The sequence below is a fragment of the Corynebacterium sp. CCUG 61414 genome (assembly GCF_024453945.1).
Lineage (GTDB): Bacteria > Actinomycetota > Actinomycetes > Mycobacteriales > Mycobacteriaceae > Corynebacterium > Corynebacterium pseudogenitalium.
This window is the reverse complement of record NZ_JAGPYU010000014.1, coordinates 36,662-61,921: the sequence shown is the minus strand read 5'-3', so window position 1 is coordinate 61,921 and position 25,260 is coordinate 36,662. Positions and strand designations below refer to the sequence as shown.

Annotated in this window: 23 protein-coding genes; 15 read left to right on the top strand and 8 right to left on the bottom strand. The window is 62.7% G+C overall.

Features of this window, described 5'->3' with window-relative positions; genetic code table 11:
• Nucleotides 1–345: 345 nt before the first annotated feature.
• A complete protein-coding gene (locus KBX14_RS09355; RefSeq protein WP_256042397.1) occupies nt 346–1,623 on the bottom strand; it encodes an alpha/beta hydrolase family protein in 1,278 nt (425 codons plus the stop codon).
• A gap of 107 nt (nt 1,624–1,730) precedes the next feature.
• Between KBX14_RS09355 and lpdA the strand changes: the two genes are divergently transcribed.
• The 8 genes from lpdA to KBX14_RS09315 all read left to right on the top strand — a co-directional run bounded on the left by lpdA (nt 1,731) and on the right by KBX14_RS09315 (nt 9,707).
• Entirely contained in the window at nt 1,731–3,143 is a 1,413-nt protein-coding gene (gene lpdA, locus KBX14_RS09350) for a dihydrolipoyl dehydrogenase (RefSeq protein WP_256042396.1), read from the top strand.
• A gap of 541 nt (nt 3,144–3,684) precedes the next feature.
• The gene (locus tag KBX14_RS09345) at nt 3,685–4,458 is read left to right on the top strand and encodes a succinate dehydrogenase cytochrome b subunit (protein ID WP_070363223.1); all 774 of its coding nucleotides are present in this window, start codon (nt 3,685–3,687) and stop codon (nt 4,456–4,458) included.
• A gap of 22 nt (nt 4,459–4,480) precedes the next feature.
• Nucleotides 4,481–6,499 (top strand): fumarate reductase/succinate dehydrogenase flavoprotein subunit, encoded by a 2,019-nt coding sequence (locus KBX14_RS09340; RefSeq protein WP_256006051.1) that lies wholly within the window; start codon nt 4,481–4,483, stop codon nt 6,497–6,499.
• The gene (locus KBX14_RS09335; RefSeq protein WP_256042395.1) at nt 6,499–7,248 is read left to right on the top strand and encodes a succinate dehydrogenase/fumarate reductase iron-sulfur subunit; all 750 of its coding nucleotides are present in this window, start codon (nt 6,499–6,501) and stop codon (nt 7,246–7,248) included. The genes KBX14_RS09340 and KBX14_RS09335 overlap by 1 nt, the downstream gene beginning before the upstream one ends.
• 30 nt (nt 7,249–7,278) lie before the next feature.
• Complete coding sequence (locus KBX14_RS09330; protein ID WP_256021612.1) at nt 7,279–7,647, top strand: hypothetical protein; 369 nt, start codon at nt 7,279–7,281, stop codon at nt 7,645–7,647.
• A 71-nt stretch (nt 7,648–7,718) separates the two neighbouring features.
• Entirely contained in the window at nt 7,719–8,999 is a 1,281-nt protein-coding gene (locus KBX14_RS09325; protein ID WP_070363219.1) for a DUF445 domain-containing protein, read from the top strand.
• Between the two features lie 13 nt (nt 9,000–9,012).
• The gene (locus tag KBX14_RS09320; RefSeq protein ID WP_145945274.1) at nt 9,013–9,402 is read left to right on the top strand and encodes a CGLAU_01105 family protein; all 390 of its coding nucleotides are present in this window, start codon (nt 9,013–9,015) and stop codon (nt 9,400–9,402) included.
• Nucleotides 9,402–9,707, top strand: a complete 306-nt coding sequence (locus KBX14_RS09315) for a DUF2516 family protein (RefSeq protein ID WP_256472911.1) — start codon at nt 9,402–9,404, stop codon at nt 9,705–9,707. The genes KBX14_RS09320 and KBX14_RS09315 overlap by 1 nt, the downstream gene beginning before the upstream one ends.
• Nucleotides 9,708–9,713: 6 nt before the next feature.
• Here KBX14_RS09315 and KBX14_RS09310 read toward each other — a convergent pair whose 3' ends face one another.
• The 3 genes from KBX14_RS09310 to KBX14_RS09300 are packed head-to-tail and all read right to left on the bottom strand — an operon-like array spanning nt 9,714 to nt 11,735.
• Nucleotides 9,714–10,442 carry a DUF2993 domain-containing protein gene (locus tag KBX14_RS09310; protein WP_256000710.1) on the bottom strand — a complete coding sequence of 243 codons (729 nt, stop codon included), beginning with the start codon at nt 10,440–10,442 and terminating at the stop codon, nt 9,714–9,716.
• 5 nt (nt 10,443–10,447) lie between these two features.
• Entirely contained in the window at nt 10,448–11,266 is an 819-nt protein-coding gene (locus tag KBX14_RS09305) for a class I SAM-dependent methyltransferase (protein ID WP_256042399.1), read from the bottom strand.
• Complete coding sequence (locus tag KBX14_RS09300) at nt 11,259–11,735, bottom strand: DUF2505 domain-containing protein (protein ID WP_070975192.1); 477 nt, start codon at nt 11,733–11,735, stop codon at nt 11,259–11,261. The genes KBX14_RS09305 and KBX14_RS09300 overlap by 8 nt, the downstream gene beginning before the upstream one ends.
• On the opposite strand from KBX14_RS09300, the gene KBX14_RS09295 reads away from it, so the two are divergent.
• Complete coding sequence (locus KBX14_RS09295; RefSeq protein WP_256042394.1) at nt 11,697–12,755, top strand: UDP-N-acetylmuramate dehydrogenase; 1,059 nt, start codon at nt 11,697–11,699, stop codon at nt 12,753–12,755. The two genes, KBX14_RS09300 and KBX14_RS09295, sit on opposite strands and share 39 nt — an antisense overlap.
• A 4-nt stretch (nt 12,756–12,759) precedes the next feature.
• On the opposite strand, the gene KBX14_RS09290 is transcribed toward KBX14_RS09295, so the two are convergent.
• A complete protein-coding gene (locus KBX14_RS09290) occupies nt 12,760–14,475 on the bottom strand; it encodes a long-chain-fatty-acid--CoA ligase (protein ID WP_370687094.1) in 1,716 nt (571 codons plus the stop codon).
• A gap of 30 nt (nt 14,476–14,505) precedes the next feature.
• Nucleotides 14,506–16,203 (bottom strand): long-chain-fatty-acid--CoA ligase, encoded by a 1,698-nt coding sequence (locus tag KBX14_RS09285; RefSeq protein ID WP_256042392.1) that lies wholly within the window; start codon nt 16,201–16,203, stop codon nt 14,506–14,508.
• Nucleotides 16,204–16,331: 128 nt separating this feature from the next.
• Here KBX14_RS09285 and KBX14_RS09280 point away from each other — a divergent pair, with 128 nt between their 5' ends.
• The 3 genes from KBX14_RS09280 (at nt 16,332) to KBX14_RS09270 (ending at nt 20,041) form a co-directional block, all read left to right on the top strand.
• The gene (locus tag KBX14_RS09280; RefSeq protein WP_070363214.1) at nt 16,332–17,300 is read left to right on the top strand and encodes a MinD/ParA family protein; all 969 of its coding nucleotides are present in this window, start codon (nt 16,332–16,334) and stop codon (nt 17,298–17,300) included.
• A gap of 13 nt (nt 17,301–17,313) precedes the next feature.
• On the top strand, nt 17,314–18,579 hold the full coding sequence (gene mshA, locus KBX14_RS09275; protein ID WP_256042391.1) for a D-inositol-3-phosphate glycosyltransferase: 1,266 nt from the start codon (nt 17,314–17,316) through the stop codon (nt 18,577–18,579).
• Nucleotides 18,580–19,075: 496 nt separating this feature from the next.
• A complete protein-coding gene (locus KBX14_RS09270; RefSeq protein WP_256042390.1) occupies nt 19,076–20,041 on the top strand; it encodes a serine protease in 966 nt (321 codons plus the stop codon).
• Nucleotides 20,042–20,584: 543 nt separating this feature from the next.
• On the opposite strand, the gene KBX14_RS09265 is transcribed toward KBX14_RS09270, so the two are convergent.
• Nucleotides 20,585–21,712 carry a S1 family peptidase gene (locus tag KBX14_RS09265; protein ID WP_256042389.1) on the bottom strand — a complete coding sequence of 376 codons (1,128 nt, stop codon included), beginning with the start codon at nt 21,710–21,712 and terminating at the stop codon, nt 20,585–20,587.
• A gap of 50 nt (nt 21,713–21,762) precedes the next feature.
• Here KBX14_RS09265 and KBX14_RS09260 point away from each other — a divergent pair, with 50 nt between their 5' ends.
• From KBX14_RS09260 to KBX14_RS09250, 3 genes are read left to right on the top strand one after another with little or no spacing between them, the layout of a single operon-like run.
• Complete coding sequence (locus tag KBX14_RS09260) at nt 21,763–22,509, top strand: phosphoglyceromutase (protein ID WP_070363602.1); 747 nt, start codon at nt 21,763–21,765, stop codon at nt 22,507–22,509.
• 9 nt (nt 22,510–22,518) lie between these two features.
• Nucleotides 22,519–23,658: a cell wall metabolism sensor histidine kinase WalK gene (locus tag KBX14_RS09255; RefSeq protein WP_083290798.1), complete on the top strand. Its 1,140-nt coding sequence runs from the start codon at nt 22,519–22,521 to the stop codon at nt 23,656–23,658.
• Between the two features lie 25 nt (nt 23,659–23,683).
• Complete coding sequence (locus KBX14_RS09250) at nt 23,684–24,379, top strand: response regulator transcription factor (protein ID WP_256042388.1); 696 nt, start codon at nt 23,684–23,686, stop codon at nt 24,377–24,379.
• Here KBX14_RS09250 and KBX14_RS09245 read toward each other — a convergent pair.
• Nucleotides 24,361–25,236, bottom strand: a complete 876-nt coding sequence (locus tag KBX14_RS09245) for a hypothetical protein (protein ID WP_070363207.1) — start codon at nt 25,234–25,236, stop codon at nt 24,361–24,363. The genes KBX14_RS09250 and KBX14_RS09245 overlap by 19 nt on opposite strands.
• Nucleotides 25,237–25,260: the final 24 nt, after the last annotated feature.

Below are 25,260 nucleotides of genomic sequence, written 5' to 3'. Positions count from 1 at the left end.
CCAAACCGCCCCGCCCCCACAACCCATCACGATCTAACACCCAACCATGTTCACAACCACTTGACATAAAGCGTTTTGGGGGGCAGGTTTGTGTTTCCCCAGGTCGCCGAGTGGGCGTGAGGGAATTTGGTGTCTTGTGGAAACGCTGGAGTGCCAAAGGGCGCAACCTTATTTAGGCTAGACATTCAAACCTGCAGGTGAGAAAAGCGCTAGATGTTAAGGGTTGCGTCCTTTGGCACTGGTCGACCAGGGGGGCGCACCAAATCCCTAGTTTTCGGCGGGATGGTTTGCGTTTCCCCAGGTCGCTGAAGGGAGCGTGAAGGAATTTGGTGTCTGGGGTGGGGGCTACAGCCCAAGCGCCGGCTTGATGGTCTGCTTCCAGGACAGCTCCAGGTCTTCCTTCCAGATACGCCATGAGTGGGTGCCGGTGGCGCGCAGGTTGGCGTTGTATGGAATGTCGTTGGCTTTCAGCTTGACCAGCAGGTCGTGGGTGCAGGCGTTCATGGCGGCTTCAATCACGCCGCCCTCGACGATGAGGGTTTGGGCGTTCGCGGAGGCCTGGACGAAGTCCATGTCGCGGGTCTTGCGGAGGAAGCCGACGGTGTCACTTTCGGCGAAAAGGCCCGTTGCGCTGGAGATGTACAGCTTGGTGCCCTTGAGCTTCTCGGCGTTGACCAGGGCGTCGTTGTGCCGGTTGTACTCGCTGCCGGCGCGGCCCCACATTTCCTCCGGCTTGGCGCCGCCGCGGTTGACGGTGAGGTTGACCCAGCCGTTCGGGATGCCCGTCGAGGTAGCGGCGCAGCCGGAGAAGGAGCCGACGGCGGCGTATTTGCCCGGGTTGTGCTCGGCAAGGAGGAGGGCTGAGGTGGCGGACATGGAGAACCCGACCACGGCGCGCTTGTCGTTGGCCTCGAGGTAGGGCTCGATGGCGTCAGGAAGCTCGGAGCCCAGGAACGTGGACCACAGCTGTTTGCCCTGCAGGTAGCGGGAGTTCGGCTCGTAGAGCCAGTCGATGTAGTAGGAGAACGCACCCGCCATCGGGATGACGACGTTGACCGGCTCGTCTTCGAAGACCTTCTTCACCACGGTTCCGGCCTGCGCGATCCAGTCGGTGTCCTGCTCGGAGCCACCGGCGCCGTTGAGGAGGTAGATGGTCGGTGCGTTCGGTACGCCAGCGCGGATCACGCCGACGGGGATGTCGCGCTCCATAGCGGGGGAGTAGACGCTGAGCTTCTCGGAGCCTTTGATGCCGTCGATGTTGGTGAACCAATACTGGTCGCCGCCGCTGGGTTTCTGCGGTGCGGTCTCCAGCTTCTTTACGCGCTTGACGGCTTCGTCCGTGGCGACGGGTTCGGCGTCTGCGAGGGGGATGTCGGCGTCATCAAGCGTGGGTTCGGTGCTGTCTTCCTCTACGACTTCGACGACCGTCGTTTCCTCAACCTTGGTTGTGGTCGTGGTGGTCTTCGAGGAAGAGGTCGTCGTCGCCTCACTTATCGACGTCTCCTCTACGCTCTGGGCGGCAGAAATAGTCGTTGCCTGTTCGGATGGTGTAACGGCATACCAGCCTCCTGCAGCGATCGCGACGGCGGCGGCTCCGGCGATAGCTGGACGCGCAATATTCACGGGGTGCTCCTCAACTTTTTGTAGGTGGTGAAGGGTGTCCTTCAAGCATTCTATTAAAGTGTCCGATATTGAAGCGAAAACGTTACAGGCAACGTATTCTATGTGGCGTGACTAAAGAGCATTATGACGTTGTTGTCCTCGGCGCTGGCCCTGGTGGCTATGTCGCCGCCATCCGAGCAGCGCAGCTGGGCCTGAAGGTTGCGGTCATTGAGAAGCAGTACTGGGGAGGTGTGTGCCTCAACGTTGGGTGTATCCCGTCGAAGTCGTTGATTAAGAACGCGGAGATCGCCCACATCTTCAACCATGAAGCGAAGACGTTCGGCATCAAGGGTGATGTCGAGTTTGATTACGAAGACGCCCACAAGCGCTCCCGCAAGGTCTCCGAGAAGATCGTTGGTGGCGTGCATTACTTGATGAAGAAGAACAAGATCCAGGAGATCCACGGTCTTGGCTCCTTCACCGATTCCAACACGATCGAGATCACCGAAGGCGATGACAAGGGCAAGACCGTCACCTTCGACAACTGCATCATCGCGACGGGCTCCGTCGTGCGCACTCTGCCAGGCATCGAGCTGAGCAAAAACGTTGTCTCCTTCGAGGAGCAGATCCTCAACGAGGATGCACCGAAGTCCATGGTCATCGTGGGTGCGGGTGCTATCGGCATGGAGTTTGCGTACGTGCTGTCCAACTACGGCGTGGACGTCACCGTTATCGAGTACATGGACCGCGTTCTGCCGAACGAGGACAAGGACGTGTCCAAGGAGATCGCGAAGGCGTACAAGAAGCTCGGCGTCAAGCTCATGACCGGCCACGCAACCACCGCGGTGCGGGACAACGGTGACTCGGTCGAGGTGGACGTCAAGAAGAATGGCACCGACAAGACTGAAACGCTCACCGTTGAGCGCGTCATGATCTCTGTCGGCTTTGCCCCGCGCGTCGAGGGCTACGGCCTGGACAAGGCTGGTGTCAAGCTCACCGAGCGTGGGGCCATCGCTATCGATGACCGCATGCGCACCAACGTAGACGGTATTTACGCCATCGGCGACGTCACCGCGAAGCTGCAGCTCGCGCACGTTGCCGAGGCGCAGGGCATCATCGCCGCCGAGACCATCGCGGGTGCCGAAACCCTCGAAATCGAGGACTACATGATGACGCCGCGCGCCACCTTCTGCAACCCTCAGGTCGCCTCCATGGGTTACACCGAGGAGCAGGCGAAGGAGAAGTGGCCAGACCGCGAAATCAAGGTTGCGACCTTCCCGTTCTCTGCGAACGGCAAGGCAGTCGGCCTGGCTGAGACCGCGGGCTTCGGCAAGATCGTCGCCGACGCCGAATACGGCGAGATCCTCGGCGCTCACCTGGTTGGCGCCAACGTTGCCGAGCTGCTGCCGGAGGTCGTCCTCGCCCAGCGCTTCGACCTCACCGCCGGCGAAATCGCGCGCTCCATCCACATTCACCCAACCCTGTCTGAGGTACTGAAGGAAGCGGCCCACGGCATCGAAGGCCACATGATCAACCTGTAGCCTTTTTCTTCTCGACGCCCGGTCCCGCCTGTTGGTGGGACCGGGTTTTGCGCTGTGTGGGTGGGGTTCTCGCTCAGTTGCCCTGCCTTCGCGCCTTCATACATTGCTCCGGTTGAGGCGTTAGAGGAGTGCGATGCTGGTCGCCTCTTTTGGCCGACCCTATCCGATTTTTGCCGACCTGCATCGCACGCTCCTAAGCCCACGCTTCGAACGTTTTGGGGCGCGCTGACGGGGTAGTAAAAGGACCGCTCACCCTCCCATTTCCCGATGTTTGAAGCAGACTCTTGACTACCGACCTTTGGGGGTAGTTCGAAGATTTTATAGACGTTACGCGCAGGTCGTGAGTAACATCACAAATTAGGTTTACCTTGGTTTGTTCTCATACTGAATATGTGCAGGGTGTCGCCATGCTTAAAATTTCGAAAATTTGCCAAGCGCGTCCGGGCGGTGAATTTTGGGTGAAAATCAGGCGAAAGAAACATGCTCTGACTAGGCAATAGTGAAGAATGGTGCCTAAAGTGGTTGTGACACTGGAGGTGCCATGACTGTACAAAAAACAGACCGTGAAGCAATTCGTCACGGAAAAATTACTGAGAAGCCGCTACGAGAGCGGCCAGGGTTCCCAACATGGGCAGTAAAGCTCGAGATGGCCATCACTGGCCTCATCTTCTCGCTCTTCCTTCTTGTTCACATGGTGGGCAACCTGAAGATTTTCATGCCGCTCAAGGCTGATGGCGGCGCACACATTGATGACTACGGCGAGTGGTTCCGCACGTTTGGTGAACCACTGTTCCCGCGCGGGGGATTCCTGTGGATTCTCCGTATCGTCCTGCTGACCTGCCTGATCCTGCACGTGTATGGTGCGTTCACTCTGAAGAAGCGTTCCGCCGAGTCGCGCGGTACGTTCAAGCGCACGAACCTGATGGGAGGCTGGCAGTCCACCGCTACGCGTTGGATGCTGGTGACCGGCGTCATCCTGCTGCTGTTCATCATCTTCCATATCCTGGATCTGACCGCGGGCACGGTTGTTGCTTCTGAGCAGTTCGTTCATGGCAATGTCCGTGACAACCTGATTGCAACCTTCGCTCCTGAGCGTTGGTACGTGACCCTGTTCTACCTGGTTGCCATGCTGGCGCTGCTGCTGCACCTGACGCACGGTGTGTACTTGGCAGTTTCTGACCTTGGATGGCTCGGCGAGCGTGGACGCGGCGTAATGGTCGTGTTGGGGTACGTACTGCCGTTCATCGTTGTTCTTGGAAACGTCATCATGCCACTGGCCATCATGGCTGGTCTTATCCCGGGGTACACCCGCTAACGGCTGATTAGGAGAAACTTTAATGACTACCTCTTTGAACCAGACGCAGGACGAGGTGTTCCGCCAGCCGGAGTCCTCGGCTCCTGGCGTCACCATTGGCCGCATTCTTGATAATGCAATGCCGGACCGCCACAAGGTCCGGATGAAGGACATGTGGGAGTACCAGAAGGACCACATGCAGCTGGTGTCCCCGCTGAACCGTCGCAAGTTTAAGGTGCTCGTTGTTGGTACTGGCTTGGCTGCCGGTGCTTCTGCCGCCGCGTTGGGCGAGCTGGGCTATCAGGTACAGGTCTTCACGTACCATGACGCCCCTCGTCGTGCACACTCCATTGCAGCGCAGGGTGGCGTCAACGCCGCTCGCGGCAAGAAGGTTGATAACGACGGCGCGTACCGCCACGTGAAGGACACCGTCAAGGGTGGCGACTACCGCTGCCGTGAGGCTGACTGCTGGCGCCTGGCCGTCGAGTCGGTCCGCGTGATTGACCACATGAACGCGATTGGTGCTCCGTTCGCGCGTGAGTACGGTGGCTCCTTGGCTACCCGTTCCTTCGGTGGTGTGCAGGTCTCCCGTACCTACTACACCCGTGGCCAAACGGGCCAGCAGCTGCAGCTGTCCACCGCTTCGGCGCTGCAGCGTCAGATCCACCTGGGCAACGTTGAGATCTTCACGCACAACGACCTGATCGATCTGATCATTACTGAGGAAGACGGCAAGAAGCGTTGCCGCGGTATTGTTACCCGCAACCTGATTGACGGCTCCCTGACCCCGTTCACCGGCCATGCTGTTGTGCTGGGTACTGGTGGTTACGGCAACGTGTACCACAAGACCACGTTGGCGAAGAACTCGAACTCCTCCGCGATGATGCGTGCGCACGAGCTTGGTGCGTACTTGGCGTCGCCGGCGTTCATTCAGTTCCACCCGACCGGCCTGCCGCTGAACGCGAGCTGGCAGTCGAAGACGACGCTGATGTCCGAGTCCCTGCGTAACGACGGCCGCATTTGGACCCCGAAGGAAAAGGGTGACGACCGCGACCCGAACACCATTCCAGAGGACGAGCGCGATTACTTCCTGGAGCGTCGTTACCCGGCGTTCGGTAACCTCGTGCCGCGTGACGTTGCGTCTCGTGCTATTTCGCAGCAGCTTAACGCCGGTTTCGGTGTTGGCCCGCTGCACAACTCGGCGTACCTGGACTTCAAGGATTCCATCGAGCGCCTCGGTGAGGACACTATCCGTGAGCGTTACGGCAACCTCTTCGAGATGTACGAGGACTCCACCGGCGAGAACCCATACAAGGCTCCGATGCGTATTGCGCCGACGGTGCACTTCTCCATGGGTGGCCTGTGGACCGACTTCAACGAGATGACGTCTATCGACGGCCTCTTCGCAGCCGGTGAGTGCTCCTGGACCTACCACGGTGCGAACCGCCTGGGCGCGAACTCGCTGCTGTCCGCATCGGTCGACGGCTGGTTCACCATTCCGTTCACGGTGCCGAACTACCTGGCGGATCACCTGAACGAGCCGGTGTACGCAGAGGATGCACCTGCATCCGTTGAGGCTGTACAGCGTGCGCAGAAGCGCATTGACAGCCTGATGAACATCAAGGGCTCCGACCCGCACGGTCCGGAGTACTACCACGTCAAGCTGGGCGAGATCCTCTACCTGCACTGTGGCGTGGCACGTACCGCGGACAGCCTGCGTGAGGGCATCGACAAGATCCGCGCACTGCGAGATGACTTCTGGGCGAACCTCCACATCCCAGGCCGCGCTGATGAGATGAACCAGGTCCTCGAGGCTGCGCTTCGCCTGGTTGACTACATCAACCTCGGCGAGCTGATGTGCATCGACGCACTTGACCGCGACGAGTCCTGTGGTGCTCACTACCGCATGGACCACCTCACCGAAGACGGCGAGGCCCGCCGTGACGACGAGAACTGGTGCTTCGTTTCCGCATGGGAGACCGTGGGCAACGACCAGTTCGTGCGTCACGCCGAGCCACTGTACTTCGATTCGATCCCACTGATGACGAGGAACTACAAGTAATGAAACTGACACTTGAGATCTGGCGTCAGGCCGGACCCGATACTGAAGGCCACTTCGAGACCGTCGAGGTGCCGGACGCAGTTGAGCAGATGTCCATCCTGGAGCTGCTCGACCACGTCAACAACCGATTTGTTGAGGAAGGCAAGGAGCCTTTCACCTACGCTTCTGACTGCCGCGAAGGCATCTGCGGTACCTGTGGCCTGACCATCAACGGTCGCCCGCACGGTGCGGACCAGAACGTCCCTGCATGTCTGCAGCGCCTGGTGAACTACAACGACGGCGACACTCTCAAGATTGAGCCGTTCCGCTCCGCTGTGTTCCCGGTAATCAAGGACCTCGTGGTTGACCGCTCCGCGCTCGACCGCGTGATGCAGCAGGGTGGCTACATCTCCGTCTTCCCGGGTACCGCCCCAGACGCAGACACCCTGTCCGTCAACCACCACGACTCCGAGCTTGCGCTCGACTACGCAGCCTGCATCGGCTGTGGCGCTTGTGTGGCTGCGTGCCCGAATGGCGCCGCGCACCTGTTCACTGGTGCTAAGCTGAAGCACTTGAAGCTGCTGCCACTGGGCAAGCTGGAGCGCAGCCGTCGTGCACGCAAGATGATCGACGAGTTGGAAACCAACTTCGGTCCTTGCTCCCTGTACGGCGAGTGCGCAGACGTCTGCCCTGCAGGCATTCCGCTGGACGCGGTCGGCGCGATCAACGCCGAGCGTGTCCGCGCGGCCGCCCGCGGCGGCGACGACTAAACAGAGAATAAAACGAGGAAGGAAACAACGATGGCGTCCCAACATGCTGTAGCTGATATCCGCAGTGAATCGTTCCCTGAGTACGAGGGCAAGATTCAGGACCTGTACGTCGAAGGCTACGACCCGGTGTCGTACTCCGCGCCGCACTCTTCGCTGCTGCGCTACTCCACGTGGGTAGCGATGGGCCTGATCTTGGCGTCACTGTTCGGTATGGGGCTTGCCATCTGGGGCGCAACTGTTGGCACGTACGGGTATGGTGCGTCTGCTGAGGTCAGCAGCCAGCTCATCCTGTACGGCCTCGTAGAGGCGGTTGTGACGTTAGCACTCGGCGCGTTCCTCATCGTGAAGGGTCGCGCGGCCTACCGTCAGTACCGCGAGCAAACCGGTCGCGTCAACTAGCGGCTACCTCCAGGTCTCCCCGTCACCACGCTCAATATGGTGGCGGGGAGATTTTTGCTTTAATCAAGTGCATGGCTACACACGCGTTAATGGAGCTCACCGAGGCGGACGAACAGCGCCGCAGGACACTGCGGAAGTACAAGATCGGGGTGACGGCCCTGCTTGGGCTGATGGCCGTGATCTTCCTGACGTGTTCGTGGTGGCAGTCGCAGGGTACCGCGCCGTTGTGGGTGGGGTACGTGCGCGCGGCGGCGGAGGCCGGGATGGTCGGCGGGCTGGCGGACTGGTTCGCGGTCGCGGCGATCTTTAAGCACCCGATGGGGCTGCCTATTCCGCACACGGCGCTGGTGCCGAACAAGAAGGACCAGGTGGCTGACGCGCTGAGTGACTTCGTGAGTGAGAACTTCCTCAACGCGGAGACCATCACCGAGAAGGTGATGGCGGCGGGCATCCCGGAGCGTGCCGGAAGGTGGTTGTCGCTTGAGAAGAACGCGAAGCGGGTGTCGGAGGAGGTCGGCAAGTTTACGGTCAAGGCCGTTGAGGCGGTCGACCCTGCGGAGGCTGAGGAGTTCCTCAACTCGCAGGTCATTGACCGGTTCGCTGAGCCGATCTGGGGCCCGCCGATCGGACGCGCGCTGGAGGGGTTCATCGCGGACGGCAAGATCGAGCCGGTGGTCGACGACATCGTCGCCTGGGGCAACGAGCGCCTCGCCGGCATGGAGGACGCCATCGTCCGCACCATCGACGAGCGCATGCCCGCTTGGGCGCCGAAATTCGCCAAGGACCTGGTCGGTGCGAAAGTCTATAACGAGCTTGTGGCGTTCATGGCGGACGTCGATAAGGACAAGGACCACGAGGCTCGCCGAGCTATTCGACGCCAAATCAACCAATTCGCGCAGGACCTGCAGTTCGACGGCGCCATGATTACGCGCGTGGAGGAGCTGAAGGCGGATGTGATGGCGTCGAATGCGGTGCAGAACGCGGCCGCTGGGCTGTGGGGGCAGGTGTCGGCGGCGATTATTGAGTCGGCGTCGGATCCGGAGAGTTTGGTGCGTCGAAAGATAGCCCTGACGGTGCACGAGTGGGGCGAGAAGCTAGTCAACGAGCCGGCGACGCGTGAGGCGGCCGAGCGTAACCTGCAGAAGTGGACGCACTTCGCTGCGGAGAACGGCGCGGGGCAGATCGTCGGCATTATTTCGGAGACGATTCAGAAGTGGGATGGGCAGGAAGCCGCCGACAAGATCGAGCTGATGGTGGGCAAGGACCTGCAGTACATCCGCGTGAACGGCACGATCGTGGGTGCATTGGCCGGACTTGTTATATACGCTGTGTCACAGTTGCTGTTTTTCTAAAAGGAGAATGATGATGTCTGAGAACAATTCTGGTCTGCGCGATATTGCGGATGCGTTGCTGGTTGCTGGGCAGTCGGTCGGAGAGGCCGTCGGCAAGCTGGGCGGCGATGTGACTGAGCAGCTGAAGCAGGCTGTGGACAACGCTCGTAGCACGTTTGACGGTGCGGGCGACGACAAGGAGCTGAAGGACGCAGTGTCCTCCTTTGCGAGCGACGCCGAGTCCATCGTGCGCAACATCGGCGACTCCGCCGAGGCCGGCGAGGCTAAGGATGCGTTCAAGCTGGTCGCTGAGGAGATCCGCGACGCGTTCGGCAACATCGACGCTGATGACGCGAAGCAGCGCATCGAGTCCGTGGTTGCGCGTGTGCAGGAGCGCGTCGCTGACCTGGGCGGCAAGAAGTAATGTCCCTCACTGCTGAGCAGCTGATCATGTCGCTGCCCGTGATGGCGAACGCGCTGCTGTTTTGGGTGCTGGCCATCGCGGGCATTGTGGCGGCGGTGATGGCGGCGTCGACGCGCCCGGACGCGTTTGAGGCGGCGGGGCGTCAGTCGAAGGGCACGTGGGTGGCCATTCTGGCCGGTTCCGCGTTTGCCTGCATGCTGTCGTTGCCGTTCGTGGCGTGGATTGGCGCGGTCGCTATCGGTGTGTACTACTTCGATGTGCGGCCGCAGATCAACAACATTTTGCGGGGGAATTACGGCTGGTAAGCAGGCCTACTGCTGGTAGGCCTGAAGTTCGGCGAAGTCCACGTTGTGGCCCTGCATGGTAACGCGGAGGCCGCCGGGGACGACGTCGAAGCCGGTGATGCGCATCGTCTGGTCGGTGTACTCGGCCACGCCGTTGGTGAGTGCCTCGGTAATCGCGGAGGAGATCTCATCCGGCAGCGTGTTGCCGAACAGCGAGGTGTCGACGGCCTGGACGGAGAACCCTCCGGCGTTGTCAATTTCGGGACGAAGCGAAACCGCAGCGGCGCCACCGCTGAACTCGACGGTGAATGTGCCGTCCTCGGGGGAGGTGGTCACCTCGGACACGTTGATGAGCGCGGAGAGGAAATCGCTGCCGATGTTCTGCTGCAGCTGCGTGTTCAGCATCGCACGCACGAACTCGCTCGGAACCTCAGTGGTGGCGGTCAGGGTGTCCGCGACGGACTTGCCGCTGGCGTCAACCTTGATGGAGTCCATCTCCACAGTGGAGGCTGGCTGGCCGGTGGTCTCATCGCCGTTGACCACCAGCGTGGATGGCGTGGTCACCGTGACGTGCGGGATGGTGCCGCGCAGCATGCCCAGCGTCAGGGGGGAAGCGCCGAAGGAAACCTCGGTGCCCTCCGGGGCTTGATCGCGCATCTGGCTGCCGATGTAGGCGCGTGAGCCGGCCTCGGCGGCGATGAACAGGACCAGGATGGCGGCGAGGATGCCGATCAGGACTTTCCAGACGGTTTTCATGCGCACTAGTGTAGCGACTCACCTGTGGGCGCCACAGCCGCCCAGTCGACGGTGACGGTGTTGTCGCTGAGCCGACGGCGCACCGGGGGGATCGGCCAGTCGCGGGCAAGGGCCTCGCGGGCGTGGCGCCACCGCACCCGGGGGCCGTGCGGCTCCCAGCCGGCGGCGTGTTCCCAGGCGGAGTCGGCGTCGCGAAGAAAGTCGTGGATGGGCTCGCCCGGGACGTTGCGGTGGATGAGCGCCTTCGGTAGGCGTTCGGCGAGGTCGCTGGGCGTCGAAATGTCGAATGGGTCCCAGGACAGGGTGAGCGTTTGGGGGCCGGTGGCGTCGAGAAGCACCCAGGTGCTGCGGCGGCCGAGCTCGTCACAGGTGCCCTCGATGAAGAGACCTCCGGGGGCGAGCTTGGAGGTGACGGTGCTCCACACGTCGGGGACTTCCACGACGTCGTATTGGCGCAGCACGTTGAACGCGCGCACAAGCTGCGGCTGGTAGCCGGCGAGCTCGAAGCCGCCGAGCTCGAAGCGGACGCCGTCGCGCGGCGGGAGTACCCGCTCGGGGTTGATCTCCAGGCCCACGACCTCGACGTTGGGGTTGATGCGCCGCAGCCAGCCTGCCCACTCGCAGGTGGTGGTGTGGGAGGCGCCGTAGCCGACGTCGAGTGCTAGTGGGGTTCCTTCGCGCAAAAGCGAAATGACCCGCGCGTTGTGGCGGGTCCATCGATCGCAGCGCCGCAGTCGGTTGATGCCGGTCGTGCCCCGGGTGATCACCCCGTAGGGCTGCCCGTGGCCCGCCTGCGAGCGTAGATTGTGGTGATGCTTAGAGATTGTTGGTGATCCATTCCTCGGTGAGCTTCGCCTCGTTCTCGACGATCTCCTCGAGCGCCTCAGCAACCTTCGGCTCCAGCGCAGCGCCCATGAACGGGATGTCTACCTTGGCCTCGTTGTCGTAGGCCAGGGAGGTGGTGTCGCCGTTGTCGGTCAGCGTGATCTCGCCGCCGAAGTCGACCGGGGTGCCCTTGACATCGCCGGTGAAAGTGATCGGGTCGGTGCCGGTGTTGACGGTGCGCTTCAGCTTCAGGTCCTGCGAAATCATGGCCTGCGCTGCCTCAGGCAGGATGGACTTCGGCAGGATCTCGAAGAGGACGGCGGTGGAGCCGTCGAACTCGTGGAGCTCGCCCGGTTCGGGGGAGAGCTTCTCCGCGATGAACGCCCAGTAATCCTTGCTTGCGAAGGCGTCGCGCACCTTCTGGGCAGGATGGTTGATGGTTACGGTGATTTCACTACGTGCAGTCATAGTGAACAGACTACCGTTGATGGGGTGTCTGATACATCTTTTGCCTCAATGACAACTCTGCGCGTCGGCGGCACTCCCGCTGATGTGATCCGCTGCGACACCGCCGAGGACCTCGCTGCGACGGTCGCGCGTCTCGACGCCGCAGGCGCGCCGCTGCTCGTCGTGGGCGGCGGCTCCAACTTGGTGGTCGCCGACGGCCCGCAGGCAGTCACTGCTGTGCTCGTGCGCAACGCCGGCATCGAACTTATCGACGCCACCACCCTCCGCGTCGGCGCCGGCACCGTGTGGGACGACGTGGTTGCCTACGCCGTGGAGCACGGCCTGGCGGGCATTGAGGCCCTGTCCGGCATCCCGGGCTCCGCGGGTGCCACGCCGGTACAGAACGTGGGGGCCTACGGCGCCGAGATCGCTGACGTGCTGCACCGCGTCCGCCTGTGGAACCGAGAGACCGGCGTGGACGAGTGGGTTACCCCGGAGTCGTTGGAGCTGGCGTACCGCTACTCCAACCTGAAGTTCACCCACCGCGCCGTGGTCCTAGAGATCGAGCTGAAGCTGACCAAGTCGGACCTGTCGGCGCCGCTGCGCCACCTCGGCGGCAAGCGGGTCACGCTCGCGGAGGCACGCGCTTCCGTCCTGGAGACGCGCCGGGCGAAGGGCATGGTGCTCGACTCAGCTGACCACGACACCTGGTCCGCCGGTTCCTTCTTCACCAACCCGGTGGTGGACGCCTCGGTCGCAGATGTGATCGGTATTGAGGGGATGCCGCGCTACCCACAGGAGGACGGGCGTGTGAAGCTCTCCGCCGCCTGGCTCATCGAGCGCGCCGGGTTCCCGCGCGGCTACCCCGGCGAGCACGCCCCGGCCCGCCTGTCCACCAAGCACACCCTGGCGCTGACGAACCGGGGCAACGCCAAGGCCGACGACATCGTGGCCCTGGCCCGCGACGTGCAAGCCGGTGTGGAGCGCGCCTTCGGCGTTCGGCTGGTGCCGGAGCCGGTGTGGGTCGGGATGTCGATCTAATCACCTACAGCCGGGACAGGAGCTCTTCCTGCACCTTGCGGCGCGACAGCTTGCCCAGCTGGTCCTTCGGCAGTTCCTCGAAGTGGTAGAAGGTGCGCGGCACTTTGTAGCGGGTGAGGTTCTTGCGCGCGAAGTCCTTCAGGCCGTCCGGGTCGAGTGGGGCGCCGTCGCGAAGTGTCACGCAGGCAACGACGTCCTCGGAGCCGTCCTCGCGCGGGCGGCCGACGACGGCGACGTCGACAACATCGGGGTGGGTGCGCATGACCGTTTCCACCTCGGCGGGGTAGACGTTGAACCCGCCGGTGATGATGAGCTCCTTGAGGCGGGAAACGAGCTTGATGAAGCCGTCCTCCTCCATGACGCCGAGGTCGCCGGTGCAGAACCAGCCGTCGTGGAAGGCCTGCTCGGTGGCTTCAGGGTTGTTGAGGTAGCCGGAGAAGACCTGCGGGCCGCGGGCGAGGATTTCGCCGGGCTCGCCGTAGGGCATGTCCTCGTCCAGGTTGTCGGGGTTGACGATGCGGATCTCGGTGTCGGGGAAGGGGATGCCGATGTAGCCCGCGCGGCGGTCCGCGGTGCCCGGGTTGCCGATCAGGATCGGGGAGGTCTCGGTGAGGCCGTAGCCTTCGACGAGGTGGCCGTGGGTGACGCGCTCCCACGCCTCGATCGTCTCGACGGGCAGGGAGGCCGCGCCTGAAAACCCGGTGTTGACGCCGTCGATGTTGAGGCCTTCGTTGTTGGCGGCGTCGATAATTCGCTCGAACACGGTGGGTACGCCGGGGATGAAGGTGGGCTTGAACTTCTTGATGGAGCCCATGACGAGGTCCATTTTTGGCGCCGGCAGCAGGTCAACCTCGGAGCCGATGAGCACCGTGAGCGTGAGCGAGAAGGTGAGGCCGTAGGCGTGGAAGAACGGCAGGGTGGCCAGCATGCGCTGCTGCGACTCGGACTGCAGGTCCTTGACCCAGGCGACGCCCTGCCACGCGTTGGCGTGCAGGTTCTTGTGGGAGAGCACCGCGCCCTTGGGATCGCCGGTGGTGCCGGAGGTGTAGAGGATGAGTGCTGGGTCGTCGGGGGTGATGTCCGCCTCGGTGGCGAGGTCGTTGCCCTCGCCGCCGATCGCGGAGCCGAGCAGCGTCTCCCACGGCACCGTCTTGAGCACAGTGTTTGAGCTTTGCACGGTGAGCTGCTCACGCGCCTTGCGGATCTTCGCGATCGGGATGCGCAGCGCGAGCTGCTGCAGCTTCGGCATCGCCTTGGTCATGTCGACGGAGATGACCGTCTCCAGGTCGGTGCTGGCGCGCAGCGCCTCGAGGGTGTCGGCCGCCTTGTCCCAGGCGATGGCCACGCGGGCGCCGTGGTTTTTAAACTGCGGGCGAAGCTCGTTCGCGGTGTAGAGCGGGTTGTGCTCGACGACGACGCCTCCAAGCTTCTGCACCGCGAAGAACGCGATGACGTGCTGCGGGCAGTTCGGCAGCAGGATGGCCACGCGGTCGCCCTTGCGCACGCCGAAGGCCTTGAGCCCGGCGGCGGCGCGACGGACTTCCTTGTCCAGCTCGCCGTAGGTCATGGAGCGGCCGAAGAACCTGGTTGCCGGTTTGTCTGCGTTGCGTTCCAGGTTGTCGTCGTAGATGCCTGGCAGTGTAGTGAACCCGTACTCGAGCGAGTGCGCGGTCCACTCGGGGTAGTACTGCAGCCATGGCTTTGTGGTGTTTGCGTCCAAGGTCATGGCCCTACCCTACGCTACCGTAACCTATTGTGTGGACTGCAGCATGGCGACCAGTTCCTGCTGGACCGCGCGGCGTCGGACCTTGCCGGTCTGGTCCCGGTTCAAGTCCTCGAAATGGTAGAAGGTGCGCGGCACTTTGTAGCGGGTCAGACGCTGGCGAGCGTGCTCCTTCAGGCCTTCCGGATCGAGCGGGGCGCCGTCGCGAAGTGTGACGCACGCAACGACGTCCTCGGAGCCGTCCTCGCGCGGGCGGCCGACGACGGCGGCGTCCTCGACGTCCGGGTGCGAGCGCACGGCCTCCTCGACCTCGTCCGGGTAGACGTTAAAGCCGCCCGTAATGATGATTTCCTTGATGCGCGCCACCAGACGGATGAAGCCGTCGGGCTCCATGACGGCCATGTCGCCGGTGCGGAACCAGCCGTCGTGGAAGGACTTCTCGGTGGCCTCGTGGTTGTTGAGGTAGCCGGAGAATACTTGCGGGCCGCGCGCGAGCAGCTCGCCGGGCTCGCCGTCGGGCATGGTCTCGCTGGGGTTGTCCGGGTTGGCGATGCGGATGTCGGTGTTCGGGAACGGCACGCCGATGTAGCCGGGGCGTCGGTTGCCGTCGAGCGGGTTGCCGCACAGAATCGGGGAGGTCTCGGTGAGCCCGTAGCCCTCGATGAGCTGCCCGCCGGTCACGCGTTCCCACAGCTCAATGGTGCTTTGCGGCAGGGTTGCAGCGCCGGAGATCGCGCTGTGGAAGGAGGAGAGGTCCACATGCTTTTCGACGGCCCACTCCGCAATCCGCTCGTACAGCAGCGGCACTCCAGGCAGGAGGGTCGGGCGCGTCTTCACGATGGCCTGTTGGTAGAGCTTCGGCTTCGGCGCCGGCACGAGCACCATCTGGCCGGCGACGGTCAGCGGGAACCCGTAGTTCAGGGCCAGGCCGTAGATGTGGAACATCGGCAGGATGGCGAGCACCTTCTCGTTGACGGCGCCCCAATCCTTCACCCACTGTGCGCCGGCGACCAGGACGGAGAGCACGTTCGCGTGGGTGAGCGGCACGCCCTTGGGGGTGCCGGTGGTGCCGGAGGTGTACAGGATGAACGCGGTGTCGGACTGTGCGATGGTCGGCAGGTTCGTTGGTGTGGCGGGCTTCGCCACGAGGGATTCCCACGAGATCGCCTTTGGTGCGGGCTTGTGCAGTTCCTCGCGCTGGCTGCGCACCGACCCGAGCGGGATCTTGAGTGCGAGCTGCAGGTGGCGAGGCATGGCGTCGATAAGGTTGACGGCGATGACGGTCTCGAGCGCCGTCGTCTCCTGCAGTGTGTGGAAGGTCTCGGCCTCCCGGTCGAACACGATGGCCACGCGCGCGCCGTGGTCCAGGAACTGTTTCTCTAGCTCGTAGGCGGTGTAGAGCGGGTTGTGCTCGATGGCGACGGCACCGATGCGCAGGATCGCGGTGATGGCGATGACGTGCTGCGGGCAGTTCGGCAGCGCGATGACAACGCGGTCGCCGGGTGCGACGCCGAGGCGCTGCAGGGTGGCGGCGAGGCGGTTGACCTGCTCGTTGAGGGCTTGGTAGGTGAGTGTTTTGCCCATAAACCAGGTGGCGATGCGGTCCGGGTGGGTGGTCGCGGCGGTATTGAACAGGCTGACGAGGGTGTCGCTGCCGACGATCGGGTGCGGGTCGGTCCATTCGGGGTAGTGCGTAAGCCAGGCTTTGGTTTCGTAGGCGCCCATAAACACTCCTTTTGTTAGCTAGTCGAAAGTAGGTGAGGGAAAGTATAACCTACGGTTTGGTAGGTTTTGCTAGTTTTCCACATCAGGTACGCTCGTGAGCCATTGGGGAAACACAAGGGGGGATTCCATTGACCACATTTTTCGACGCCACCACTGACCTCACACCGCCAACCGGCCTCGACCAAAGCAACCTGGTCGATCCCGTGAAAGCACCGCCGAAACAGGGCTGGCGCAAACTTGTCCACAGCGCCAGCCGCGGCCGCATCAACCCGGGGCGCTCCCGCGCCCAAGCCGAACGCGACGAACTCATCGACGCCATCCGTGCACCCCTGCGCGGCGACTACCGGATTGCCGTCATGTCGCTGAAAGGGGGCGTCGGCAAGACAACAACAACCATTGCTCTCGGCGGCGTCTTCGCCGAAACCCGTGGCGACCGCGTCATCGCTATCGACGCCAACCCGGACCTCGGCACGCTCGCGCAACGCGCCACCGCCAACTCACCCGCCACCATCCGTGACCTCCTGCTCGCGCAGGACACCTCGCGGTACCCGCAGGTCCGGGCATTTACCAACCAGGCCAGCTCCCGCCTCGAAGTCATCGGCTCCGAACGCGACCCGGCCGTCAGCGAAGCCTTCTCCGAACTTGATTACCGCAAGGCCATCGACATCCTGCAACACCACTACAACGTCATCCTCACCGACTGCGGCACCGGCCTCATGCACTCCGCCATGGCCGGCGTCCTCGACCTGGCCAACGCGCTCGTCCTGGTCACCTCGCCAGCCCTCGACGGCGCCCAGTCCGCCGCAGCTACCCTCGACTGGCTCAGCCTCCACGGCTACGACCAGCTCGCCTCCAATGCGGTCGTCGTCATTAGCGCGGGCGCGCCGGGCAAACCCACCATCGACATGGAGCGCCTTACCGAGCACTTCGCCGCCCGTACCCGCGCCGTCCACGCCATCCCATACGACCGCCACCTCGCCGAAGGTGCCGTCGTCGATATGGACCGCCTCGCACCCGACACCCTGCGCGCCTACCAGCAGCTCGCCGCGACCGTCGCAGCGGACTTTGGGTCGTGGCACCGCCACGCGGTGATGTAATACGCTGGCGGGCATGCGCGTCGCCATGATTTCAATGCACACCTCGCCCCTCGAGCAGCCCGGCATCGGGGATGCCGGGGGGATGAACGTGTACATCCTCAATATCGCCCAGCAGCTCGCGCGCCAGGGCATCGAAGTCGACGTGTTCACCCGCGCCACGCGCCCCAGCCAGCCACAAATCGCCGAGGTCGAGCCCGGCTTCCGGGTCATCCACATCGTCGCCGGCCCCTACGAAGGCCTGCCCAAAGAGGAACTGCCCACGCAGCTCGCCACGTTCGCCGGCGGCATCGTACAGTTCTGCCGAATTTACGACGCCCACTACGACATCATCCACGCCCACTACTGGCTCTCCGGCCAGGTCGGCTGGCTGCTTGCCGAACTGAGCGACGTCCCCCTCATCTACACCGGCCACACCTGGGCCGCCGTCAAAAACGCCTACGCGTCTGGCGCCGAAAGCTCCGAAAGCGAAGCCCGCCGCATCTGCGAACAACAACTCGTGGACAACGCCGACCGCCTCGTGGTCAACACCGAAGACGAAATCACCGAACTGTCCCGCCACTACGACGTCGACCCCGCCAAAATTGCCGTGGTCACCCCCGGCGCCGACACCGAGCTCTACACCCCCGGCACCAACCGCAACACCGAAATGTCACGCCGCCACCTCGGCATCCCCGTCCACGCCAAAGTGGTCGCCTTCGTCGGCCGCCTCCAAGAATTCAAAGGTCCGCAGGTGCTCATCCGGGCCATCGGCCAACTCGTTCGCGACGGCGTCGACTACCCCCTGCGCGTCCTCATCTGCGGCGGCGCCTCCGGCGGCGGGGTGAGCGTCGATACGTATCAGCGACTCGCCGAGGAGGAGGGCGTGGGCCACATCGTGCGCTTCCTCGGGCCGCGGCCGCCCCAGGAACTCGTGAACGTCTACCAAGCCGCCGACATCGTCGCCGTCCCCAGCTACAACGAGTCCTTTGGCCTCGTCGCCGTCGAAGCCCAAGCCACCGGCACCCCCGTGGTCGCCGCGGCCGTCGGCGGCCTGCCGATCGTCGTCGCCGACGGCCAAACCGGCACCCTCGTCCCCAGCCACGACCCCGCCGACTGGGCCAACGCTATCGGCACCCTCCTCCGCGACGACGACACCCGCATCGCCATGGGCCAAGCCGCCGTCGCCCAGGCCAGCAAGTTCAGCTGGCGCGAAAGCGCCCACGACCTCACGGGCATCTACCAGGACACCCTCGACCACTTCGACCGCGGCCTCTGCGACCGGAAAGCCATCGGGAGCTAACTGGGGGTTTGGTGGAGCTGCACCAGATTCCTGCTTTTCGGGAGGGTACCGTCACGTTTTCCCAGGTCACTGGGTTCGCGTGCGGGAATGTGGTGTCGCCCTAGCCGGCCCGAGTGCCAAAGGACGCAACCCATTTTTCGCGACCTGGGTGTTTGCCGGAATCAGCGGGCCAGGATTGCGTCCTTTGTCACTGGCTCCCCAATCTATGCACCAGATTCCTTCTTTTGGGGGCGACGACGCATCGTTTCCCCTGGTCGTTTTTCTGTGCGAAGGAATTTGGTGCCCAGCCCGGTTCGCGCCGTCGGCCAAGACGCGTTAGAACCGTTCCGGTCGAGGTATTGGAAGCGTGTGGTGCTGGTGGTCATTCAAAATTGCCGCGGGGTCGGGTGAAATGTATTCGGAGTATGTAGGGCCAATAAGGTGTAAATCCTAGTGGCGCGGTGCTACTGTAAAGCCGAAAAGGATCGGTCCGTTAATCTTTCGTTAAGGAGTTACCGTGCGGTATCGAGTTTTGATTGAGGGTCTTCTGCTTGCCTTCGCTTTTGGCGTCGTAGGGACGCCGGTGAGTGTTGTGCAGGCTCAAGAGGCTGGAGAGCAGGCCAATGAGTTATATGAAGGTGCTGAGGAACAACATTGGGAGGATGAGTCTGATGGAAATGAACCGTACGATGAGGGGTTGGACTGGTTCACTACCAATAAAACTCCTACATATGACAATAGGATCGGCGCCTTATATTTCTCTGACGGATTAGTTTCGAAGCGAACATGTACAGCCAACTATATTGGAGATTATTACTGGCTGACGGCTCGGCACTGTGTTGACGATGACTTGAATTCAATTGGATTTATCCAGCAGTCTGATGGTGAATTTGCCGGGATTGAGTTAATTCAAATGGCTCCCAACCCAGAGCACGATCTTGCGCTCATACGTGTGGGAACTGGAATTAATGCTAGAAAATTTGAGTTGAGTGCGAGGCCGCCACGAGTGGGTGACGGCGTTCGAGTAATTGGCTATTCGGGGCAGGTTGGGCAGCGCAATAATTTTTCGTCGGCAGCAGACTTTCGTGTGGGCGTAGTTGATTACCTGGTTCATACCACCAAGGGAGACGTTTACTCTGACCAAGTGCGTTTGGACCCAACCGGCGACGCCAATTTGTGTCACGGTGACTCTGGTGCAGCGGTTTTTGCCGGGAATGAGATAGTTGGGGTTGCTTCGACTACTGAAATCCAGAATGATAGCTCTGGGCGGCCGCAGTGCATTGGGTCTGGATCCGCTGCAAAAATCGACTCTGAATTGGGGTGGATACAAAAAACGGTACAAAATCAAGGCTTGACTCAGGCTCAGAAGCACCGAGCTTGGCGGGGCGGGGTTACAGCTAAATTTAACCGCAAATCCCTTGGCGTCCATGAGCACTCGAAGCTCCCAGGCAGTTCTTGCGGGGGTTCGTCGTGCGGAAAGTGAAGATGATGAAATTTAGATTTCTTGTATCCGGAATGGTCACAGTGGCTGTGGTGGCATCTGGGGCTACTCATAGCGCTTGTGCCGAAGTCACGGAGCCCCAAGCAGTAAGCAACGTAGCGGAGTCAAGCAAAACAGACAACGTGTTCGATTTCGCCGATACGATGGGGTATGTATTCAAGCATCGTGAGGTGTCTGGAGAGATGCTTGAGGCGATTGTCTGGGGAGTGACATCAGAAGAAAAAGCAGCGAAGTGTCGTGAGCTGCGGAAGTCTCCAGTCCAGCCTGCAATTGGTGAACCTATTTGCCCGTCCCAGCCGTACACTCAAGCAGACGTGGCCCTAGCGAATTATGCCTCCACGTTTGCCAAAGGGTCGCCTATTTTGGCCTTGCGGATAGCTCTAGCGGTCTTGGTCGCGCTTGGTGGTGCTGTGTACGCGGCTGGCCCCCAGTTAGCGGCTTGGGGTGTGCCGGTCCCCTGGCTGTGAGGCTGTAAAACCAAAAGGTTGTCGGACGGACTTTGCCAAGGGATGATGCGTTTACCCATCAATTGAGTGAAGCCGTCACAAGCGCCTCCACCGCCGCGGCGGCGCCCCACTTGCCGAGCTGCTGCGCGTGGTGGTCGATGGCACCTGAGACGTCGGCGGCGAGGCGTTGTGCCTGCTCAACGGTGCGAACTTGCCCGGCGCGCTGGGCGCCAACGTTGGCGTCGCGGTGGGCGGCGGTGACGGCTTCGTCGAAGCCCTGTTTGCCGGTCTTGCGAGGTTTCAGTTCGGGGTTGTCCTGCATGATCTGGCCCATTAACGCCCCTTGCTCCTGGTTGAGCGGGGTGAAGTTGCCGTGGGGCGCGGTGGAATCGGGGAGCATGAAGGCTTCGTTGACTTTGCCGTCGGGGACGTTGAAGGCGTCTTCGATGATGCGGTCGGCGCGCTGGGCTTTGCCGAGGGGCCCTATGCCCATGGAGCTGACGCCGAGGACGGCGCCGTCGCGGGGGTCGTAGTTGATGCCGCCGGAGTCGCCGTGTTCGTAGCGCAGGCCCCAGGAGTAGATGCTGTTGCGGGAACGCGCGAGTTGGTGGCCGCAGGTGCGGCCGGTGGTGGCGCCGTCTTTGCAGATGGGCTGGCCGAAGTTGGAAGTGTCGAAGTAGTTGTAGGGCAGGTTGCGAGTGTCCTGGATGTAGCGCAGTTCGCGGGGTGCGCCGTGGGCGTGGCCGTTGGCGTCGCGGGAAAAGGACATGCGGGTGGCTGGGGTGTCGGGGGCGGCGGTGACGACGCCCCAATCCGGGGTGTTGACGGTGTCCCAGAAGAACTGTGAGGGGAGGTAGACGTCGGCGTAGTCGGTGGAGGGTTTGAGGTTGGTTGGGGTGCCGATGGGGCGGTAGCTGGCGTCGATAGGCACTTCGACGCGGTGGGTGCGCATGACGTCGGTGGGCTCGTTGTCGACACCCTCGGAGAGGTCGAAGCAGTGGCCGGCGGTGAGCATGACGAGCTGGCCGTTGATGGTGCCGCTGAAGCCTTGGGAGCAGGACGCGGCGCTGGCGTGTTCGGGGATGGAAATTGTGTGATTGCCCACTCGCATTGTGGTCGGCGGCTGCTCGGGGAGGACGCGAAATGGCGCCCCAGGTGCGAGAAGTGCGACGGAGAGCGCGGCGGCGACGGCGTTGGTGTGGATCATGAGACCCAACCTTAAAGAAAAATCATACGATTCGTGGCATGATTGGTGCCATGACGAATGGAAAGTTGATTCTTGTCCGTCACGGACAAAGTGAATGGAACAAGTCCAACCAGTTCACCGGCTGGGTCGATGTCAATCTGACTGAGCAGGGTGAGCAGGAAGCCGTCAACGCCGGTAAGTTGATGGCAGAAAAGGGCGTGCTGCCGGACATCGTGTTCACGTCGCTGCTGCGTCGTGCGATCCGCACCGCGAACATCGCGCTGAACGCTGCGGACCGTCACTGGATCCCAGTTGTGCGTAACTGGCGCCTCAACGAGCGTCACTACGGCAAACTGCAGGGCCTGAACAAGGCAGAGATCCGTGAAAAGTACGGCGAGGACCAGTTCATGAGCTGGCGCCGTTCCTACGACACTCCGCCACCAGAAATCGACGCCGACAACGAGTACTCCCAGACCGACGACGTGCGTTACGCGTTCCTCCCAGAGGTGCCACGCACGGAGTGCCTGAAGGACGTTGTGGAGCGCTTCCTGCCGTACTACATCGACGTCATCCTGCCTGAGGTTCTCGACGGCAAGACGGTCATGCTGGCTGCGCACGGTAACTCGCTGCGCGCGCTGGTGAAGTACCTGGACAACATCTCCGACGATGACATCGCTGCCCTGAACATCCCGACCGGCATGCCGCTGGTCTACGAGATTGACAGCAAGGGCAAGGTGCTCAACCCAGGCGGGACGTACCTTGATCCGGAGGCGGCTGCGGCAGGTGCTGCTGCGGTTGCTAACCAGGGCCAGAAGTAAGTAGCCACATTGTCCCCGCTACTGGCGTTTTTAGGGGGCGTAGTTCTCGCAGCGCTTGCTGCACCGTTGGTGCGGCGGGCGCTGCGTTGGCGTTTACGCAACCGGGTTGATGGCGGTTCGGATTCCCGCAGGGCGGCCACGATTAGTGAGGTGCTGCAGTTGGCGGTGCAGGGCTCGCCGACGGGGATTGCGGTGATGAACCAGGAGGGCAAGGTGCTGCTCTCGAACGCGAGGGCGCACGATATGTCGCTGGTGTATGACCGCACGGTGCAGCCGGAGGTGTGGGACACCGCCCAGCAGGTCTTTGAGGATCAGGAGACGCACGTCCTTGACCTTGACCTGCCGATTCGCGCGACGGGGTCCCGCATTCGGAACGTACGCGTGGTGGTCAAACCGCTGACGCTGACGGAGAACTCCTACGTGATTGCGTACAGCACGGACGAGTCGGAGAACGTGCGGATGGAGCATGCGCGCCGCGACTTCGTGGCGAACGTCTCGCACGAGCTGAAGACGCCGGTGGGTGGGATGGCGCTGCTCGCGGAGGCGCTGCTGCAGGACCCGGATGACCCGGAGATGGTGGACTACTTCGGCACGAAGGTGCTGAAGGAGGCCCACCGGATGGGCGACATGATCACGGACCTGATTTCGCTGTCGAAGCTACAGGGTGCGGAGGCGTTGCCTGAGATGTCGCCGGTGAGCCTCGACGAGGTGATTGACGACGCCATCACCCGCAACCACGTCACCGCCGAGGGCCGCAACATCGACCTGATCCGTGGGGAACCCACCGGGATTACGGTGATGGGGGACCAGTCGCTGCTGACGTCCGCGGTGAGCAACCTGGTGTCGAACGCCATTAACTACTCGCCGGACGGCCAGCCGGTGAGTATTACGCAGCAGGTGCGTATGTCCGGGAAGCAGAAGGTGGCGCTTGTGCGCGTCACTGACCGGGGGATCGGAATTGCGCTGGAGGATCAGAAGCGCGTGTTTGAGCGTTTTTACCGCGTCGATAAGGCGAGGTCTCGCTCGACTGGGGGGACTGGCTTGGGTTTGGCCATCGTGAAGCACGTGGCGCAAAACCACGGGGGTACTATCAGAGTGTGGTCGCGCCCGGGGACCGGGTCGACTTTCACGCTCGAGTTGCCGATGTAGCTTTTGCAGGAGGGTTTCCCTAACCGTGTCTACGAAGATCCTGATCGTTGAAGATGAAGAGTCCCTGGCGGATCCGCTGTCGTATCTGCTGGAAAAGGAGGGCTTTTCCACGGTGTGGGCGGCCGACGGCCCCGCGGCGCTCGAGGCGTTCGAGGCCAACGAGGTCGATCTTGTCCTGTTGGACCTGATGCTGCCGGGCATGAGCGGCACGGATGTGTGCCGGAAGCTGCGCGCGAGTTCGTCGGTGCCGATCATTATGGTCACGGCGCGCGATTCGGAGATCGATAAGGTGGTGGGCCTCGAGCTCGGCGCGGATGACTACGTGACCAAGCCGTACTCGACTCGCGAGCTCATTGCGCGCATCCGGGCGGTGCTGCGCCGCGGCGGGGAGTCGGCGGCGGAGGAGGCAGAGCCGAGCCGCGACGTACTCATCGGCGGCCGCGTCACCATGGACGTCGAGCGCCACAGTGTGCTTGTCGACGGCCAACCAGTCCGCATGCCGCTCAAGGAGTTCGACCTCCTGGAGTACCTGATGCGCAACGCCGGTCGGGTGCTTACGCGTTCCCAGCTCATCGACATGATCTGGGGCGCTGACTACGCCGGCGACACCAAGACCCTGGATGTACACGTGAAACGGCTGCGTTCGAAGATTGAGGAGGAGCCGTCGAAGCCGAAGCAGCTGGTGACGGTGCGCGGCCTGGGCTACAAGTTCGAGGCCTGATCGCTGGCCGGGTGCGTGGTCTTCGCCTCACGGGGGAGTTTCGCGCGGGCGGCGCAGTGCGCGGCGAGGACCTCGTAGGGTTTCTCGCCGATGAGCTGCTGTAGCTCCTGCTTCATCGACTGCCACACGGGTGTACCGCCGGTGTGGCAGGCGGGCGCGTCGGTGCACCACCAGTCGAAGTCTTCGCCGCCGCCGCCCCACTGGCGCCGGTCGTACTCGCCGATGGTGGTGCGCAGGATCTCCTGGCCGTCGGCGCGTTCCTCCCACGAGTCCTCCCGGGAAAACGGGACCTGCCAGCACACTTCCGGCTTGGAGCCGATGATGTTGCGGCCCTCCGCCATCGCCCACTGGTGCAGGGAGCAGCCCGGGCCGGTCTCGGCGCCGTTGCGGTTGGCGAAGATGCAGGCGCCATCCACCACGCGCGTCTTGATGTGTGGGCCGTCGTCCTCTTCTTCGGTGTCGTCCCACTCCAGCCAGGGCTCGAGGATGGTGGGGTCGGCGGCTGCGATGTAGGAATCGACGTCGCGGGGGCGCAGCTGCCAGTACTTCGCGGGCATCTCGGCGACCGCATTATAGAGGTCGTCGCGGTCCGTTTCGTCGGAGAGGTACGCGCCGTGGATGCAGCAGCCGACAACGGAGAAGTCCTCATCAATCCCGTGGCACTGCGGCGTGCCAAACCGGCACGACCAGGTGGATTCCACCCACGTCAGGTCGATGCTGAAGTAGTGCAGCGGGTCCTCCGGGTGCATGAACACGAACCATTCGCGGGGGAAGTCGGTGGGCACTTCGCGTCCCGCGAGGATCGAGCGGCCGGCGGGGGATTCGGCGGGGAATCCGAGAAAAACTGGTTGATTCACACCAACACACCGTAGACGCACTAC